Annotated in this window: 13 protein-coding genes; all 13 read left to right on the forward strand. The window is 71.2% G+C overall.

What is annotated here, in order from left to right:
* Positions 1-15: 15 nt before the first annotated feature.
* The 13 genes from ABZZ17_RS25440 (at position 16) to ABZZ17_RS25500 (ending at position 14,373) form a co-directional block, all read left to right on the forward strand.
* Positions 16-1,710, forward strand: coding sequence for a UDP-N-acetylmuramoyl-L-alanyl-D-glutamate--2,6-diaminopimelate ligase (locus tag ABZZ17_RS25440; RefSeq protein ID WP_356878825.1), 1,695 nt, complete (start codon positions 16-18; stop codon positions 1,708-1,710).
* Positions 1,707-3,128, forward strand: coding sequence for a UDP-N-acetylmuramoyl-tripeptide--D-alanyl-D-alanine ligase (gene murF, locus ABZZ17_RS25445; RefSeq protein WP_356878827.1), 1,422 nt, complete (start codon positions 1,707-1,709; stop codon positions 3,126-3,128). The genes ABZZ17_RS25440 and murF overlap by 4 nt, the downstream gene beginning before the upstream one ends.
* A complete protein-coding gene (gene mraY, locus ABZZ17_RS25450) occupies positions 3,125-4,195 on the forward strand; it encodes a phospho-N-acetylmuramoyl-pentapeptide-transferase (RefSeq protein ID WP_356878829.1) in 1,071 nt (356 codons plus the stop codon). Before murF ends, mraY begins: the two co-directional genes overlap by 4 nt.
* Positions 4,177-5,604, forward strand: a complete 1,428-nt coding sequence (murD, locus tag ABZZ17_RS25455) for a UDP-N-acetylmuramoyl-L-alanine--D-glutamate ligase (RefSeq protein WP_356878831.1) — start codon at positions 4,177-4,179, stop codon at positions 5,602-5,604. Before mraY ends, murD begins: the two co-directional genes overlap by 19 nt.
* Positions 5,605-5,673: 69 nt before the next feature.
* The gene (gene ftsW, locus ABZZ17_RS25460) at positions 5,674-7,035 is read left to right on the forward strand and encodes a putative lipid II flippase FtsW (RefSeq protein WP_356878833.1); all 1,362 of its coding nucleotides are present in this window, start codon (positions 5,674-5,676) and stop codon (positions 7,033-7,035) included.
* A gap of 6 nt (positions 7,036-7,041) precedes the next feature.
* Positions 7,042-8,136 carry an undecaprenyldiphospho-muramoylpentapeptide beta-N-acetylglucosaminyltransferase gene (gene murG, locus ABZZ17_RS25465; RefSeq protein ID WP_356878835.1) on the forward strand — a complete coding sequence of 365 codons (1,095 nt, stop codon included), beginning with the start codon at positions 7,042-7,044 and terminating at the stop codon, positions 8,134-8,136.
* A gap of 30 nt (positions 8,137-8,166) precedes the next feature.
* Positions 8,167-8,994 carry an FtsQ-type POTRA domain-containing protein gene (locus ABZZ17_RS25470; protein ID WP_356878837.1) on the forward strand — a complete coding sequence of 276 codons (828 nt, stop codon included), beginning with the start codon at positions 8,167-8,169 and terminating at the stop codon, positions 8,992-8,994.
* A gap of 279 nt (positions 8,995-9,273) precedes the next feature.
* Positions 9,274-10,476 (forward strand): cell division protein FtsZ, encoded by a 1,203-nt coding sequence (gene ftsZ, locus ABZZ17_RS25475; RefSeq protein ID WP_125598159.1) that lies wholly within the window; start codon positions 9,274-9,276, stop codon positions 10,474-10,476.
* Entirely contained in the window at positions 10,473-11,222 is a 750-nt protein-coding gene (pgeF, locus tag ABZZ17_RS25480) for a peptidoglycan editing factor PgeF (RefSeq protein WP_356878839.1), read from the forward strand. The genes ftsZ and pgeF overlap by 4 nt, the downstream gene beginning before the upstream one ends.
* Positions 11,209-11,928 carry a YggS family pyridoxal phosphate-dependent enzyme gene (locus ABZZ17_RS25485; RefSeq protein WP_356878841.1) on the forward strand — a complete coding sequence of 240 codons (720 nt, stop codon included), beginning with the start codon at positions 11,209-11,211 and terminating at the stop codon, positions 11,926-11,928. The genes pgeF and ABZZ17_RS25485 overlap by 14 nt, the downstream gene beginning before the upstream one ends.
* Before the next feature lie 170 nt (positions 11,929-12,098).
* Positions 12,099-12,716: a cell division protein SepF gene (sepF, locus tag ABZZ17_RS25490; protein WP_356878843.1), complete on the forward strand. Its 618-nt coding sequence runs from the start codon at positions 12,099-12,101 to the stop codon at positions 12,714-12,716.
* A gap of 60 nt (positions 12,717-12,776) precedes the next feature.
* The gene (locus ABZZ17_RS25495) at positions 12,777-13,073 is read left to right on the forward strand and encodes a YggT family protein (protein ID WP_030155988.1); all 297 of its coding nucleotides are present in this window, start codon (positions 12,777-12,779) and stop codon (positions 13,071-13,073) included.
* An 82-nt stretch (positions 13,074-13,155) separates the two neighbouring features.
* The gene (locus ABZZ17_RS25500) at positions 13,156-14,373 is read left to right on the forward strand and encodes a DivIVA domain-containing protein (protein WP_356878845.1); all 1,218 of its coding nucleotides are present in this window, start codon (positions 13,156-13,158) and stop codon (positions 14,371-14,373) included.
* Positions 14,374-14,596 lie beyond the last annotated feature (223 nt).

The raw sequence follows: 14,596 nt of genomic DNA on the forward strand, positions 1-14,596 counted from the left end.
CGTGAGGCACCATCAGTGACAACCATCACCCCGAATCCCGGGAACCGGTCGGCCGACGACGCCCAGGCCGGGCCCTCGCTTCGCGAGCGGCCCGCCGCGCCCGGTACGCTCACCGCCGTGCCCCACGCTGATCAGCCCAGAAACGCCCAGAAAGACGCCCCGGCAGCGCCGCCGGGAGCGCCCCGGCCCCTGTCCGCCCACCCCACCCCCCTGGGTGAGCTGGCCGGCCTGCTGGGACTCCCTGAGTCGGACGCCACGCGGATCACCGGCATCACGCACGACTCCCGTGCCGTACGCCCCGGCGACCTGTACGCGGCCCTGCCCGGCGCCCGCCTGCACGGGGCGGACTACGCCGCCCAGGCGGCCGCCCTCGGCGCCGCCGCCGTGCTGACCGACCCCGCCGGAGCCGAACGCGCCGCCGCGACCGGCCTGCCGGTCCTGGCCGTCGAGGATCCGCGCGGCCGGATGGGCGAGCTCGCCGCCGCGGTCTACGGACGCCCCGGCGACGGCCTGCTCCAGCTCGGCATCACCGGAACCTCCGGCAAGACCACCACCGCGTACCTCGTCGAGGGCGGGCTCCGCGCGGCGGGACGCACCACCGGACTCGTCGGCACCGTCGAGATGCGCATCGGCGACGAACGCATCAAGTCCGAGCGGACCACCCCCGAGGCCACCGACCTCCAGGCCCTGTTCGCCGTCATGCGCGAACGCGGCGTCGAGGCCGTGGCCATGGAGGTCTCCAGCCACGCCCTGGTGCTCGGCCGGGTCGACGGCTGCGTCTTCGACGTCGCCGTCTTCAACAACCTGAGCCCGGAACACATGGAGTTCCACACCGGCATGGAGGACTACTTCCAGGCCAAGGCCCAGCTCTTCACCGAGCGCCGGGCCCGCCTCGGCGTCGTCAACTACGACGACGAGTACGGCCGCCGCCTCGCCAAGGAGGCGACGATCCCGGTCGTCACCTTCTCCGCCACCGGCGACCCGGGCGCCGACTGGCGCGCCGAGGACGTGGTCAGCGGCCACATGGACTCCACCCTGACCCTGGTCGGCCCCGAAGGACAGCGGGTACGGGCCACCGCGCCGCTGCCCGGCCCCTTCAACGTCGCCAACACCGTCGCCGCGATCGTCACCCTCGCCGCCGCCGGCCTCGACCCGCAGACCGCCGCCGACGGCGTCGCCGCGGTCCCCGGGGTCCCCGGCAGGCTGGAGCGGGTCGACGCCGGACAGGAGTACCTGGCCGTCGTCGACTACGCCCACAAGACCGACGCCGTCGAGTCGGTGCTCCGCGCCCTGCGCGAGGTCACCACCGGCCGGCTGCACATCGTGCTCGGCTGCGGCGGCGACCGCGACACCACCAAGCGCGCCCCCATGGGCGCCGCCGCCGCCCGCTACGCCGACGTGGCCGTCCTGACCTCCGACAACCCGCGCTCCGAGGACCCCCTCGCGATCCTCGCCGCCATGTTCGAAGGCGCCGTGTCCGTACCGCCCGAGGAGCGCGGCACCGTCCTCGTCGACGCCGACCGGGCCGCGGCCATCGCCGCCGCCGTCGCGCGCGCCGAGCCCGGGGACACCGTCCTCGTCGCCGGCAAGGGCCACGAACAGGGCCAGGACACCGCGGGCGTCGTACGGCCCTTCGACGACCGCGCCGTGCTCCGCACGGCGATCGAGAACCAGCGACGCAGCGCCCGACAGGCCGAGGTGAACCAGTGATCGACCTCTCCCTCGCCGAGATCGCCGACATCACCGGCGGGCGGCCCCACGACATACCGGACCCCTCGGTGCGGATCGGCGGCCCCGTCGTCATCGACTCCCGACAGGTCGAGCCCGGCAGCCTCTTCGCCGCCTTCGAGGGCGAACACGTGGACGGCCACGACTACGCCGAACGCGCGGTCGCGGCGGGTGCCGCGGCCGTCCTCGCCGCCCGGCCCGTCGGTGTCCCGGCGATCGTCGTCGACGACGTGGAGAAGGCGCTCGGCGCCCTCGCCCGCGCCGTCGTCGGACGCCTCGGCACCGACGTGGTGGCCCTGACCGGCTCGGCCGGCAAGACCTCCACCAAGGACCTGATCGCCCAGGTGCTCCAGCACCACGCACCCACCGTGTGGACCCCGGGCTCCCTCAACAACGAGATCGGCCTGCCGCTCACGGCCCTGAAGGCCACCGCCGAAACCCGGCACCTGGTCCTGGAGATGGGCGCGCGGGGCATCGGCCACATCGCGTACCTCACCGGCCTGACCCCGCCGCGCATCGGCCTCGTCCTGAACGTCGGAACCGCCCACATCGGCGAGTTCGGCGGCCGCGAGGCCATCGCCCAGGCCAAGGGGGAGCTGGTCGAAGCCCTCCCGGCCGAGGCCGAGGGCGGGGTCGCCGTCCTCAACGCCGACGACCTCCTCGTCCGCGCCATGGCCGCCCGCACGAAGGCCCGTACGGTGCTCTTCGGCGAGGCCGAGGACGCCGACGTACGGGCCACCGAGGTCCGGATGACGCCCGCGGGACAGCCCGCGTTCACACTCCACACCCCGACCGGGTGCAGCGATGTGACCTTGCGGCTGTACGGTGAGCACCACGTGTCGAACGCGCTCGCCGCGGCCGCCGTCGCCCACGTACTGGGCATGTCCGTCGACGAGATCGCCACCGCGCTCTCGGGGGCGGGCACGCTGTCCCGGTGGCGGATGGAGGTCACCGAGCGTGCGGACGGCGTGACGATCGTCAACGACGCCTACAACGCGAACCCCGAGTCCATGCGGGCCGCCCTGCGCGCACTCGCCGCGATGGGCGGCGCCAGGGCGAACGGGGGACGTACGTGGGCGGTGCTCGGCCCCATGGCCGAACTCGGTGACGCATCGCTGGCCGAGCACGACGCGGTGGGACGGCTTGCCGTCCGGCTCAACGTGAGCAAGCTCGTAGCAGTCGGGGGCAGGGAAGCGTCCTGGCTGCAACTGGGCGCATATAACGAGGGTTCGTGGGGTGAGGAGTCGGTGCTCGTGTCCGACGCGCAGGCGGCGGTCGACCTGTTGCGCAGTGAACTGCGCCCGGGTGACGTCGTGCTGGTGAAGGCTTCCAGGTCGGTCGGCCTGGAGCGGGTCGCGCTGGCGTTGCTGGAGCGCGAGGGCGAGGTCGCCGGCCGATGAGGCAGATCCTGTTCGCCGGAGTCATCGGCCTCTTCCTGACCCTCGTGGGAACCCCGCTGCTGATCAAGCTGCTGGCCCGCAAGGGCTACGGTCAGTTCATCCGCGACGACGGCCCGCGCGGGCACGCCGGGAAGAAGGGCACGCCCACCATGGGCGGCATCTCCTTCATCCTGGCCACGCTCGTCGCGTACGCCCTGACCAAGGTGATCACCGGGAGCGAGCCGACCTTCTCGGGCCTGCTCGTCCTGTTCCTGATGGCGGGAATGGGCCTGGTCGGTTACCTCGACGACTACATCAAGATCGTCAAGCGGCGCTCGCTCGGCCTGCGGGCCAAGGCGAAGATGTCCGGACAGCTGATCGTCGGCATCGCCTTCGCGGTGCTCGCGCTCCAGTTCAAGGACTCCCGCGGACTCACCCCGGCCTCCACCAAGCTGTCGTTCGTCACGGACTTCGGCTGGGCGATGGGTCCGGTGCTGTTCGTGGTCTGGGCGCTGTTCATGATCCTGGCCATGTCCAACGGCGTGAACCTCACCGACGGTCTGGACGGCCTGGCCACCGGCGCCGCGGTGATGGTCTTCGGCGCCTACACCTTCATCGGCGTCTGGCAGTTCCAGGAGTCCTGCGCCAACGCGCAGACCCTGACCAACCCGAACGCCTGCTTCGAGGTCCGTGACCCGCTCGACCTGGCCGTCGTCGCGTCCGCCCTGATGGGCGCCTGCTTCGGCTTCCTGTGGTGGAACACCTCGCCCGCGAAGATCTTCATGGGCGACACCGGTTCCCTCGCGCTCGGCGGCGCGCTCGCGGGCCTCGCCATCTGCTCCCGCACGGAGTTCCTGATGGCGCTCCTCGGCGGCCTCTTCGTACTCATCACGATGTCGGTCGTCATCCAGGTCGGCTCCTTCAAGCTGACCGGAAAGCGCGTCTTCCGCATGGCCCCGCTCCAGCACCACTTCGAACTCAAGGGCTGGTCCGAAGTCCTCGTCGTGGTCCGGTTCTGGATCATCCAGGGCATGTGCGTGATCGTGGGTCTCGGTCTCTTCTACGCGGGATGGGCAGCCGACAAGTGACCTCCTGGCACGGCAAGAACATCACCGTCGCCGGCCTCGGCGTGAGCGGCATCAGTGCCGCCCGCGCCCTGGCCGGCCTCGGCGCATCGGTGACCGTCGTCGACGGCGGCGACAGCGAGGGCCACCGCGCCCGCGCGGCGGAACTCCAGGCCGAGGGGATCTCCGTACGCCTCGGCGACGCGGAGAACCTGCCCGAGGGGACCGACCTGGTCGTCACCTCGCCCGGCTGGAAGCCCGACAGCCCGCTCTTCGACGCCGCCGCACGGGCCGGCGTCGACGTCGTCGGGGACGTGGAGATCGCCTGGCAGCTGCGCGGCGAGAACGCCGCCCCCTGGCTCGCCATCACCGGCACCAACGGCAAGACCACCACGACCCAGATGCTCGCCTCGATCCTGCGGGCCGCCGGTCTGAAGACCGCGGCCGTCGGCAACATCGGCACCCCGATCATCGACGTGGTGACCGGCGACGAGACGTACGACGTCCTCGCCGTCGAGCTCTCCAGCTACCAGCTCCACTGGGCGCCCTCGGTGCGCGCCCACTCGGCGGCCGTCCTCAACCTGGCCCCCGACCACCTCGACTGGCACGGCACGATGGAGGCGTACGCCGCCGACAAGGGCCGCATCTACGAGGGCAACACCGTCGCCTGCGTCTACAACGTCGCGGACCCGGCCACCGAGGACCTCGTCGTCGAGGCCGACGTCGAAGAGGGCTGCCGCGCCATCGGCTTCACCCTCGGCGCCCCCGGCCCCTCCATGCTCGGCGTCGTCGACGGCATCCTCGTCGACCGGGCCTTCGTCGAGAACCGGCAGAAGAACGCCCAGGAACTCGCCCACGTCGAGGACGTCAACCCGCCCGCCCCGCACAACATCGCCAACGCGCTCGCCGCCGCGGCCCTGGCCCGCGCCTTCGGCGTCGAGCCGCGCGCGGTCCGCGACGGGCTGCGCGACTTCCGGCCCGACGCCCACCGCGTCGCCCACGTCGCCGAGGTCGCCGCGGTGACCTACGTCGACGACTCCAAGGCCACCAACACCCACGCCGCCGAAGCCTCCCTGGCGGCCTTCGAACCGGTCGTGTGGATCGCCGGCGGCCTCGCCAAGGGCGCCACCTTCGACGAGCTCGTCCAGAAGTCCGCGAAGCGGCTGCGCGGCGTGGTCCTGATCGGCGCCGACCGGGCGCTCATCGCCGAGGCGCTCGCGCGACACGCCCCCGAGGTCCCGGTCACCGACCTCGACCGGACCGACACTGGGGCGATGCTCGCGGCGGTCCGGGAAGCGGCCCGGCTCGCCGAGCCCGGCGACACGGTCCTGCTGGCACCAGCCTGCGCCTCCATGGACATGTTCGCGAACTACAACAAGCGCGGGGACGCGTTCGCCGACGCGGTGCGCGAACTGGCCGCCGAGAGCGCCTAGGTCGATCCAGGGCAGGTTTCCTCCCCGACCCGGCTGCTCGCCTCGTACGAGTGGAGGGGAAGATCACAGATGCCGGCCAAGCAGATGCTGCCGGGGCGCCGGCCGTCCGCCGTCAGGCCGAAGGGCCGGACGCGCCCGGCGGCCGGTGCGAAGCGGCCCGCCGGGCGCGGGCCGCTCGCAGGCGTGCGGCGCACGCAACAGCAGGTGCGGAAGGCCTGGGACCGCCCCCTCACCGCGTACTACCTGATCCTCGGCAGCTCGCTGCTCATCACCGTGCTCGGTTTGGTGATGGTCTACTCGGCTTCCATGATCAAGGCCCTCCAGCTGGGCCTCGGGGACGCGTACTTCTTCAAGAAGCAGTTCCTGGCCGCCCTCATCGGCGCCGTCCTGCTGCTGGCCGCCTCCCGGATGCCCGTGCGGCTCCACCGGGCGCTGTCCTACCCCGTCCTCGCCGGAACCCTGTTCCTGATGGTCCTGGTCCAGGTCCCCGGGATAGGGGTCTCGATCAACGGCAACCAGAACTGGATCTCCCTCGGCGGTCCGTTCATGCTCCAGCCCAGCGAGTTCGGCAAGCTGGCGCTGATCCTGTGGGGCGCCGACCTGCTGGCGCGCAAGGGCGACAAGGGGCTGCTGAGCCAGTGGAAGCACCTGCTGGTGCCGCTGGTCCCGGTGGCCTTCCTGCTGCTCGGGCTGATCATGCTCGGCGGGGACATGGGCACCGCGATGATCCTCGGAGCCATCCTGTTCGGTCTGCTCTGGCTCGCCGGAGCCCCGACGCGGATGTTCGTGGGCGTCCTCGTCTTCGCGGGTGTGATCGTCGCACTGCTCATCAAGACCAGCCCGCACCGCATGGACCGGCTGTCCTGCCTCGGCGCGACAGAACCGGGCAAGAACGACCTTTGCTGGCAGGCCGTGCACGGAATCTACGCCCTCGCATCCGGCGGCTGGTTCGGTTCCGGTCTGGGTGCCAGTGTGGAAAAATGGGGGCAACTCCCCGAAGCCCACACGGACTTCATCTTTGCCATCACCGGTGAGGAACTGGGTCTCGCGGGGACGCTGTCGGTGCTCGCCCTGTTCGCGGCCCTAGGCTATGCGGGTATCCGCGTGGCCGGACGCACGGAGGACTCCTTCGTACGGTATGCCGCGGGAGGCGTGACCACCTGGATCACGGCGCAAGCCGTGATCAACATCGGTGCGGTGCTCGGTCTGCTGCCGATCGCCGGTGTCCCGCTCCCGCTGTTCTCCTACGGAGGGTCGGCCCTGCTCCCGACCATGTTCGCGGTCGGACTGCTCATCGCCTTCGCGCGGGAGGAACCGGCGGCGCGCGCGGCGCTCGCGATGCGACAGCCGAGATCCGGCTGGAAGCGGAGCGGGCCGATATGGAAGTCGATGAGACGGCGCGTCAAGAAGCGTCCGTCCGGAGAGCGGTGAATTTCGGTGCATGTCGTACTCGCCGGTGGGGGGACCGCCGGCCACATCGAGCCGGCGCTGGCCCTCGCGGACGCCCTGCGGAGGCAGGACCCGACCGTGGGCATCACCGCCCTCGGTACGGAACGCGGACTTGAAACCCGCCTGGTGCCGGAACGCGGCTACGAGCTGGGTCTGATCCCCGCCGTACCGCTGCCCCGCAAGCCCACGCCCGAGCTGATCACCGTCCCGGGACGGCTGCGCGGCACCATCAAGGCGGCCGAGGAGATCCTCACGCGCACGAAGGCCGACTGCGTGGTCGGCTTCGGCGGCTACGTGGCGCTGCCCGGCTACCTCGCCGCCAAGCGGCTCGGGGTGCCGATCATCGTCCACGAGGCCAACGCCCGGCCCGGACTCGCCAACAAGATCGGCTCCCGGTACGCGCACGCCGTCGCGGTGTCCACCCCGGACAGCAAGCTGCGCGGCGCCCGCTACGTCGGCATCCCGCTGCGCCGGTCGATCTCGACCCTGGACCGGGCCGCCGTCCGGCCCGAGGCGCGGGCCGCCTTCGGCCTGGACCCCAACCTGCCGACCCTGCTGGTCTCCGGTGGCTCGCAGGGCGCCCGCCGCCTCAACGAGGTCATCCAGCAGGTCGCTCCGGTCCTCCAGCGCTCCGGGATCCAGATCCTGCACGCGGTCGGCCCCAAGAACGAACTGCCGCGTGTCGACAACATGCCCGGGATGCCGCCTTATGTGCCGGTACCGTACGTGGACCGGATGGACCTCGCGTACGCCGCCGCCGACATGATGCTGTGCCGCGCGGGCGCGATGACCGTCGCCGAGCTCTCCGCCGTCGGACTGCCGGCCGCCTACGTACCGCTGCCCATCGGCAACGGCGAACAGCGGCTGAACGCCCAGCCGGTGGTCAAGGCCGGCGGCGGCCTGCTGGTGGACGACGCGGAGCTGACGCCCGAGTGGGTGCTCGGCCAGGTCCTGCCGGTGCTGTCCGACCCGCACCGCCTGTACGAGATGTCCCGCGCCGCCGGCGAGTTCGGCCGCCGGGACGCCGACGACCTGCTCGTCGGCCTGGTCTACGAGGCGATCGCGGCACGCAGAGCCCGCTGAGGCGGGACGTACCGACCAGGAGGCACAGGAGTGGCCGGAGCGACGACCGCACAGCGCGGGACGGCCCGCAAGGGCAGGGGCCCGGGCTCGCCCAAGCCGCCCAAGCCCCCGAAATCGTCGAAGAGGTCCGGCCCGCGGGGGCCCGGTGGCGGACGATCGCGCCGGGTCCCCGTCCTGGCGTCCCTCGCCGCCGCGGTGCTCCTCGCCGCGGGCGGCACCTGGGTCCTCTACGGCTCCTCCTGGCTGCGCGTCGAGAAGGTCACGGCCGCCGGCACCGAGGTGCTCACCCCCGAGCAGGTCCTCTCCGCCGCCGCCGTGCCCGTCGGCGCCCCCCTGATGGGCGTCGACACCGACGAGATCGCGCAGCGGCTCCGCACCCGCCTGCCCCGCATCGATTCGGTCGATGTGGTGCGGTCCTGGCCGCACGGAATCGGGCTGAAAGTGACGGAACGCAAACCCGTCCTGCTCATCAAGAAGGACGCGGAGTTCGTCGAAGTGGACGCATCGGGTGTGCGATTCGACACGGTCGCGAAACCCCCCGCGGGCGTTCCGGTCCTCGAATTGGACGCGGCGGGCTCTCCCAGCGCCCGCCGCTTCGACGAGCAGCGCCTCCTCGGGGAGGCGGTGGCCATCGCGGGAGGCCTTCCCGACGCGATCGCCGCGGAGACCGTGCAGGTCAAGGTGCGGTCGTACGATTCGGTCGTACTGGAGCTGACGCGCGGCCGCACGGTCGTGTGGGGGAGCGGCGAACTGGGTGAGGCGAAGGGGCGGGCGTTGACCGCCCTGCTCAAAGCCGCTCCCAAGGCTGACCACTTCGACGTGAGCGTTCCCACCGCCCCTGCGGTGTCCGGGAGTTGACGTCGAGTCGAACAGCGACGCACCCTGGTTGGCCACCGATACGGGTGATCACATAGGGTGAAAAGAAAAACGGGAGGTTCGGCGTGTTCGTTGAACACGCGCTACTTGTCGACTTAGTGTCCTGTTCGGAAGAGTCCAAGGAACAGACACACCCTTAACCCTAAACTTCAGGGTTAGGGTTCGGGTCGGCGCGTACGGACCGTCCCAATTTCGGCATCAGTCGTCGCAACGCAGGCCCGCGAGGCGGCGACACGTAACTCGAGGCGAGAGGCCTTCGACGTGGCAGCACCGCAGAACTACCTCGCAGTCATCAAGGTCATCGGTGTCGGCGGCGGTGGTGTCAATGCCATCAACCGAATGATCGAGGTCGGTCTCAAGGGCGTCGAGTTCATCGCCATCAACACGGACGCCCAGGCGCTGTTGATGAGCGACGCCGACGTCAAGCTCGACGTCGGCCGGGAACTCACCCGCGGCCTCGGCGCCGGCGCCAACCCGGCCGTCGGTCGCAAGGCGGCAGAGGACCACCGCGAGGAGATCGAGGAGGTCCTCAAGGGGGCCGACATGGTCTTCGTCACCGCCGGCGAGGGCGGCGGCACCGGCACCGGCGGCGCACCGGTCGTCGCCAACATCGCGCGCTCGCTGGGCGCCCTGACGATCGGTGTGGTCACCCGGCCGTTCACCTTCGAGGGCCGGCGCCGCGCGAACCAGGCGGAGGACGGCATCGCCGAGCTCCGCGAAGAGGTCGACACCCTCATCGTCATCCCCAACGACCGCCTGCTGTCCATCTCGGACCGCCAGGTCAGCGTGCTGGACGCCTTCAAGTCGGCCGACCAGGTCCTGCTGTCGGGCGTCCAGGGCATCACCGACCTCATCACCACCCCGGGTCTGATCAACCTCGACTTCGCGGACGTCAAGTCCGTGATGTCCGAGGCGGGCTCGGCCCTGATGGGCATCGGCTCGGCCCGCGGCGACGACCGCGCGGTGGCCGCCGCCGAGATGGCGATCTCCTCGCCGCTGCTGGAGGCCTCCATCGACGGCGCCCGCGGGGTGCTGCTCTCCATCTCCGGTGGCTCCGACCTCGGTCTCTTCGAGATCAACGAGGCCGCGCAGCTGGTCAGCGAGGCCGCGCACCCCGAGGCGAACATCATCTTCGGTGCGGTCATCGACGACGCGCTCGGCGACGAGGTGCGCGTCACCGTGATCGCCGCCGGGTTCGACGGCGGACAGCCGCCGGCCCGCCGGGACAACGTCATCGGCGCCGCGTCCACCAAGCGCGAGGAGCCGGCCCCCGCGCCGGTCCGCGCTCCCGAGCCGGTCCGTCCGGCCTTCGGCGGACTCGGCACGGTCACCCCGCGTGAGGAGCCCCCGGCTCCGGTGGAGATCCCGGTCGAGCCCGCGGCGCCCGCGCCGCAGGTCCCGACGGCCCGGCCGTACCAGGACAGCCCGGCCGAGGAACTGGACGTCCCGGACTTCTTGAAGTGATCCTGGGGCAGCACAGCGAGAACGGCGCCCACTTCGCCTTCACCGACCGGTGGGGCGGAGTGAGCGCCGTTCCGTACGAGGAGCTCAATCTCGGCGGCGCGGTCGGAGACGACCCGGCCGCCGTTCGCGCGAACCGGGACGTCACGGCGCGGAGCCTGGGCATCGATCCGGACCTGGTGGTCTGGATGAACCAGGTGCACGGGCGGGACGTGGCCGTGGTCGACGGACCGTGGGGCGCCGGGCAGCCGGTCCCCTCCGTCGACGCCGTGGTGACGGCCCGTCGGGGACTGGCCCTGGCCGTCCTCACCGCCGACTGCACCCCGGTCCTGCTCGCCGATCCCGTCGCCGGGATCGCGGGCGCCGCCCACGCCGGGCGGCCGGGACTGGTCGCCGGGGTGGTCCCCGCCGCGGTCGAGGCGATGGTGGCCCTCGGCGCCGACCCCGGGCGCATGGTCGCCCGTACGGGACCGGCCGTCTGCGGACGCTGCTACGAGGTGCCGGCCGACATGCGGGAGGCCGTCGCCGAGATGGTGCCGGCCGCGTGGGCCGAGACCAGCTGGGGGACGCCGGCCGTGGACGTGGTCGCCGGAGTGCACGCACAACTGGCGGGGGCGGGGGTGGCTTCCGTCCACCGGTCCCCGGTCTGCACACTGGAGTCGCGGGACCACTTCTCGTACCGCCGTGACCGGGTGACCGGGCGGCTCGCCGGATATGTGTGGTTGGAACGGATTGATGACAGACCGTAAGTCGGAACTCGCGGAGAACCTCGCGCGGGTGGAGGAGCGCATCGCGTCCGCCTGCGCGGCCGCGGGCCGCAAGCGGGAGGAGGTGACCCTCATCGTGGTCACCAAGACCCATCCCGCGAGCGACGTACGACTGCTGGCGGACCTGGGTGTCCGTCATGTTGCGGAAAACCGCGACCAGGATGCCGCCCCCAAGGCCGCGGCCTGCGCGGATCTGCCGCTCACCTGGCACTTCGTCGGCCAGTTGCAGACGAACAAAGTCCGTTCCGTGGCGGGTTACGCGCAGGTCGTGCAGTCGGTCGACCGGCCGAAGCTCGTGACGGCGCTGTCGTCGGCGGCGGAGGGCACCGGCCGGGAACTCGGCGTCCTCGTACAGATCGCCCTCGACGCCGAGTCGGGCGAACGGGGCACCCGGGGCGGCGCGGCGCCCGACCTGCTGCCGGAGCTGGCCGACCTCGTGGCGGCCGCGCCCGGACTGCGGATCGACGGCCTCATGACCGTCGCCCCCCTGTCCGGACCGTACGCGGGACGCGAACGGGCGGCCTTCGAGCGGCTGATGGAATTGTCATCCCGCCTGCGCGCGGACCATCCTGCTGCCACGATGGTGTCGGCCGGAATGAGTGCGGACCTGGAACAGGCGGTGCAGGCGGGTGCGACACATGTACGCGTCGGCACTGCGGTGCTCGGCGCGAGACCCCGGCTCGGGTAACGTCGCGAAGAAAGTCGGACCACAGCAGAAAATATGGTCATTTCCGCAGATGAGCGGACAGACCACGTGGATCGCGGGCAGTTGGTGACTTTGGTGACACAGCGACCTCGCTGACTGACACAGCGACACCTGCGACAGGGCGATCCACCACAGAGCGGAGGACTCGGAGAATGGCCGGCGCGATGCGCAAGATGGCGGTCTACCTCGGCCTCGTGGAGGACGACCGGTACGACAACCCGGGGTACGACCCCGATGACGAGTTCGAGCCCGAGCCCGAGCCGGAGCGTCCGCGGGACCGGGACCGCCGGCAGCAGCCCGTGCACCAACCGCCCGTAACGGACGAACCGGTACGAGCCGTACAGCCTCCGGCGCAGCGGGAACCCCTCCCGATGCCGGTAGAAAACGGACGTCCGGCGCGAATTGCCCCCGTGGCATCCATCACACCTGACCGCACCAACCTGGAGAAGAACGCCCCCGTGATCATGCCCAAGGTCGTCTCCGAGCGGGAGCCGTACCGCATCACGACGCTGCACCCCCGGACCTACAACGAGGCCCGTACCATCGGGGAACACTTCCGTGAGGGCACTCCGGTGATCATGAATCTCACGGAGATGGACGACACGGACGCGAAGCGTCTGGTCGACTTCGCCGCCGGTCTCGTCTTCGGCCTGCACGGCAGCATTGAACGCGTGACACAGAAGGTGTTCCTGCTGTCGCCTGCTAACGTCGATGTCACGGCGGAGGACAAGGCCCGCATCGCGGAGGGCGGGTTCTTCAACCAAAGCTAGACCGATCCGTCAGATACGGGACCGGGAACAGAGCGGGAGCAGGGGAGAGGGAAGCGCGGGATGGGCGTCGCACTGCAAGTGGTCTACATCGCGCTGATGTGCTTCCTCATCGTGCTGATCTTCCGACTGGTCATGGACTACGTGTTCCAGTTCGCACGTTCATGGACACCCGGCAAGGCGATGGTGGTCGTTCTGGAGGCCACCTACACTGTCACCGATCCACCGCTCAAGCTTCTTCGGCGTTTCATCCCGCCGTTGCGTCTCGGGGGCGTGGCACTCGACCTGTCCTTCTTCGTTCTGATGATCATCGTTTACATCCTCATCAGTTTCGTGAGCACCGCTGCGAGAAGCGTGTGAACGATGTGCTTCCCCGCAGGCGCGGGGACAGTCCCGATACGGTCTTGCCGACTGCCGACGACTACGTAGAGGTGAAGAAGACATGCCGCTGACTCCTGAGGACGTGCGGAACAAGCAGTTCACGACCGTCCGCCTCCGAGAAGGCTATGACGAGGACGAGGTCGATGCCTTCCTCGACGAGGTCGAGTCCGAACTGACGCGCCTGCTGCGCGAGAACGAGGACCTGCGCGCCAAGCTGGCCGCCGCCACGCGTGCCGCCGCGCAGAACCAGCAGAACCAGCAGCAGCAGCAGGGGATGCGCAAGCCGGAGCCCCAGGACCAGCGCGGCCCGGGCGCCCCCGTGCCCGCGGCCATATCCGGCCCGCCGCAGCAGCAGCAGCAGCCGCAGATGGGCCCGCCGCAGCTTCCCGGCGGCCAGCCGCAGCTGCCCCCGGGCCCCGGTGGACACGGACCGCAGGGTCCGGGCCAGATGGGCGGCCCCATGCAGCAGCAGTCCATGGGCGGCCAGCACCCCATGGCACAGCAGCAGCAGATGGGCCAGCAGCCCATGCAGCAGCAGTCGATGGGCGGCCAGAACCCGCTCGGCCAGCCGATGGGCCAGCAGATGCAGCCGATGGGCCAGCAGATGCAGCCCATGGGTCAGCCGATGCACCAGCAGCAGCCGCAGCTCCCGCAGCAGGGCCCCGGTGGCGACAGCGCCGCCCGCGTCCTGTCGCTCGCGCAGCAGACCGCCGACCAGGCGATCGCGGAGGCCCGCTCCGAGGCCAACAAGATCGTCGGCGAGGCCCGTTCGCGCGCCGAGGGCCTGGAGCGCGACGCCCGCGCCAAGGCCGACGCGCTGGAGCGGGACGCGCAGGAGAAGCACCGCGTCGCGATGGGCTCCCTGGAGTCCGCCCGCGCCACGCTGGAGCGCAAGGTCGAGGACCTGCGGGGCTTCGAGCGCGAGTACCGTACGCGTCTGAAGTCCTACCTGGAGTCGCAGCTGCGCCAGCTGGAGACCCAGGCCGACGACTCCCTGGCCCCGCCGCGGAACCCGGCCGGTCCCGCGCTGCCGCCGTCGCCGACCCCGTCGATGGCTCCGGCCGGTGCGATGGGTCACCCGATGGGCAACCCGTCCATGGGCGGTCCGTCCCCGATGGGCGGCCCCTCCCCGATGGGTGGAGGCCCGTCCTACGGCGGCCAGCAGCAGATGTCCCCGGCGATGACCCAGCCGATGGCTCCGGTCCGGCCGGCCGCGCCGCAGCCGATGCAGGCGCCGTCGCCGATGCGGGGCTTCCTGATCGACGAGGACGACAACTAGGCGCCGCCGCCTCTGGCGTCGGCAGTCGCTTCACGGGCCGGGCCCGGTTCCCCTCAGGGGGTGCCGGGCCCGGCCCGTTCCCGTACCCGGGGGTGGGTGGGCGGCGGGGCCGGGGGTGCGGGGGGTGTCGCTGCGCGGTGCAGCTCCCCGCCCCGCCCTTCCTCCGTTCCCCGGGCTCCGCCCGGACCCGTGCGCGTGCGGCGCCGCTGCCGGGGGCTCCGCC

This window comes from Streptomyces sp. NPDC006512 (assembly GCF_040611935.1).
Lineage (GTDB): Bacteria > Actinomycetota > Actinomycetes > Streptomycetales > Streptomycetaceae > Streptomyces.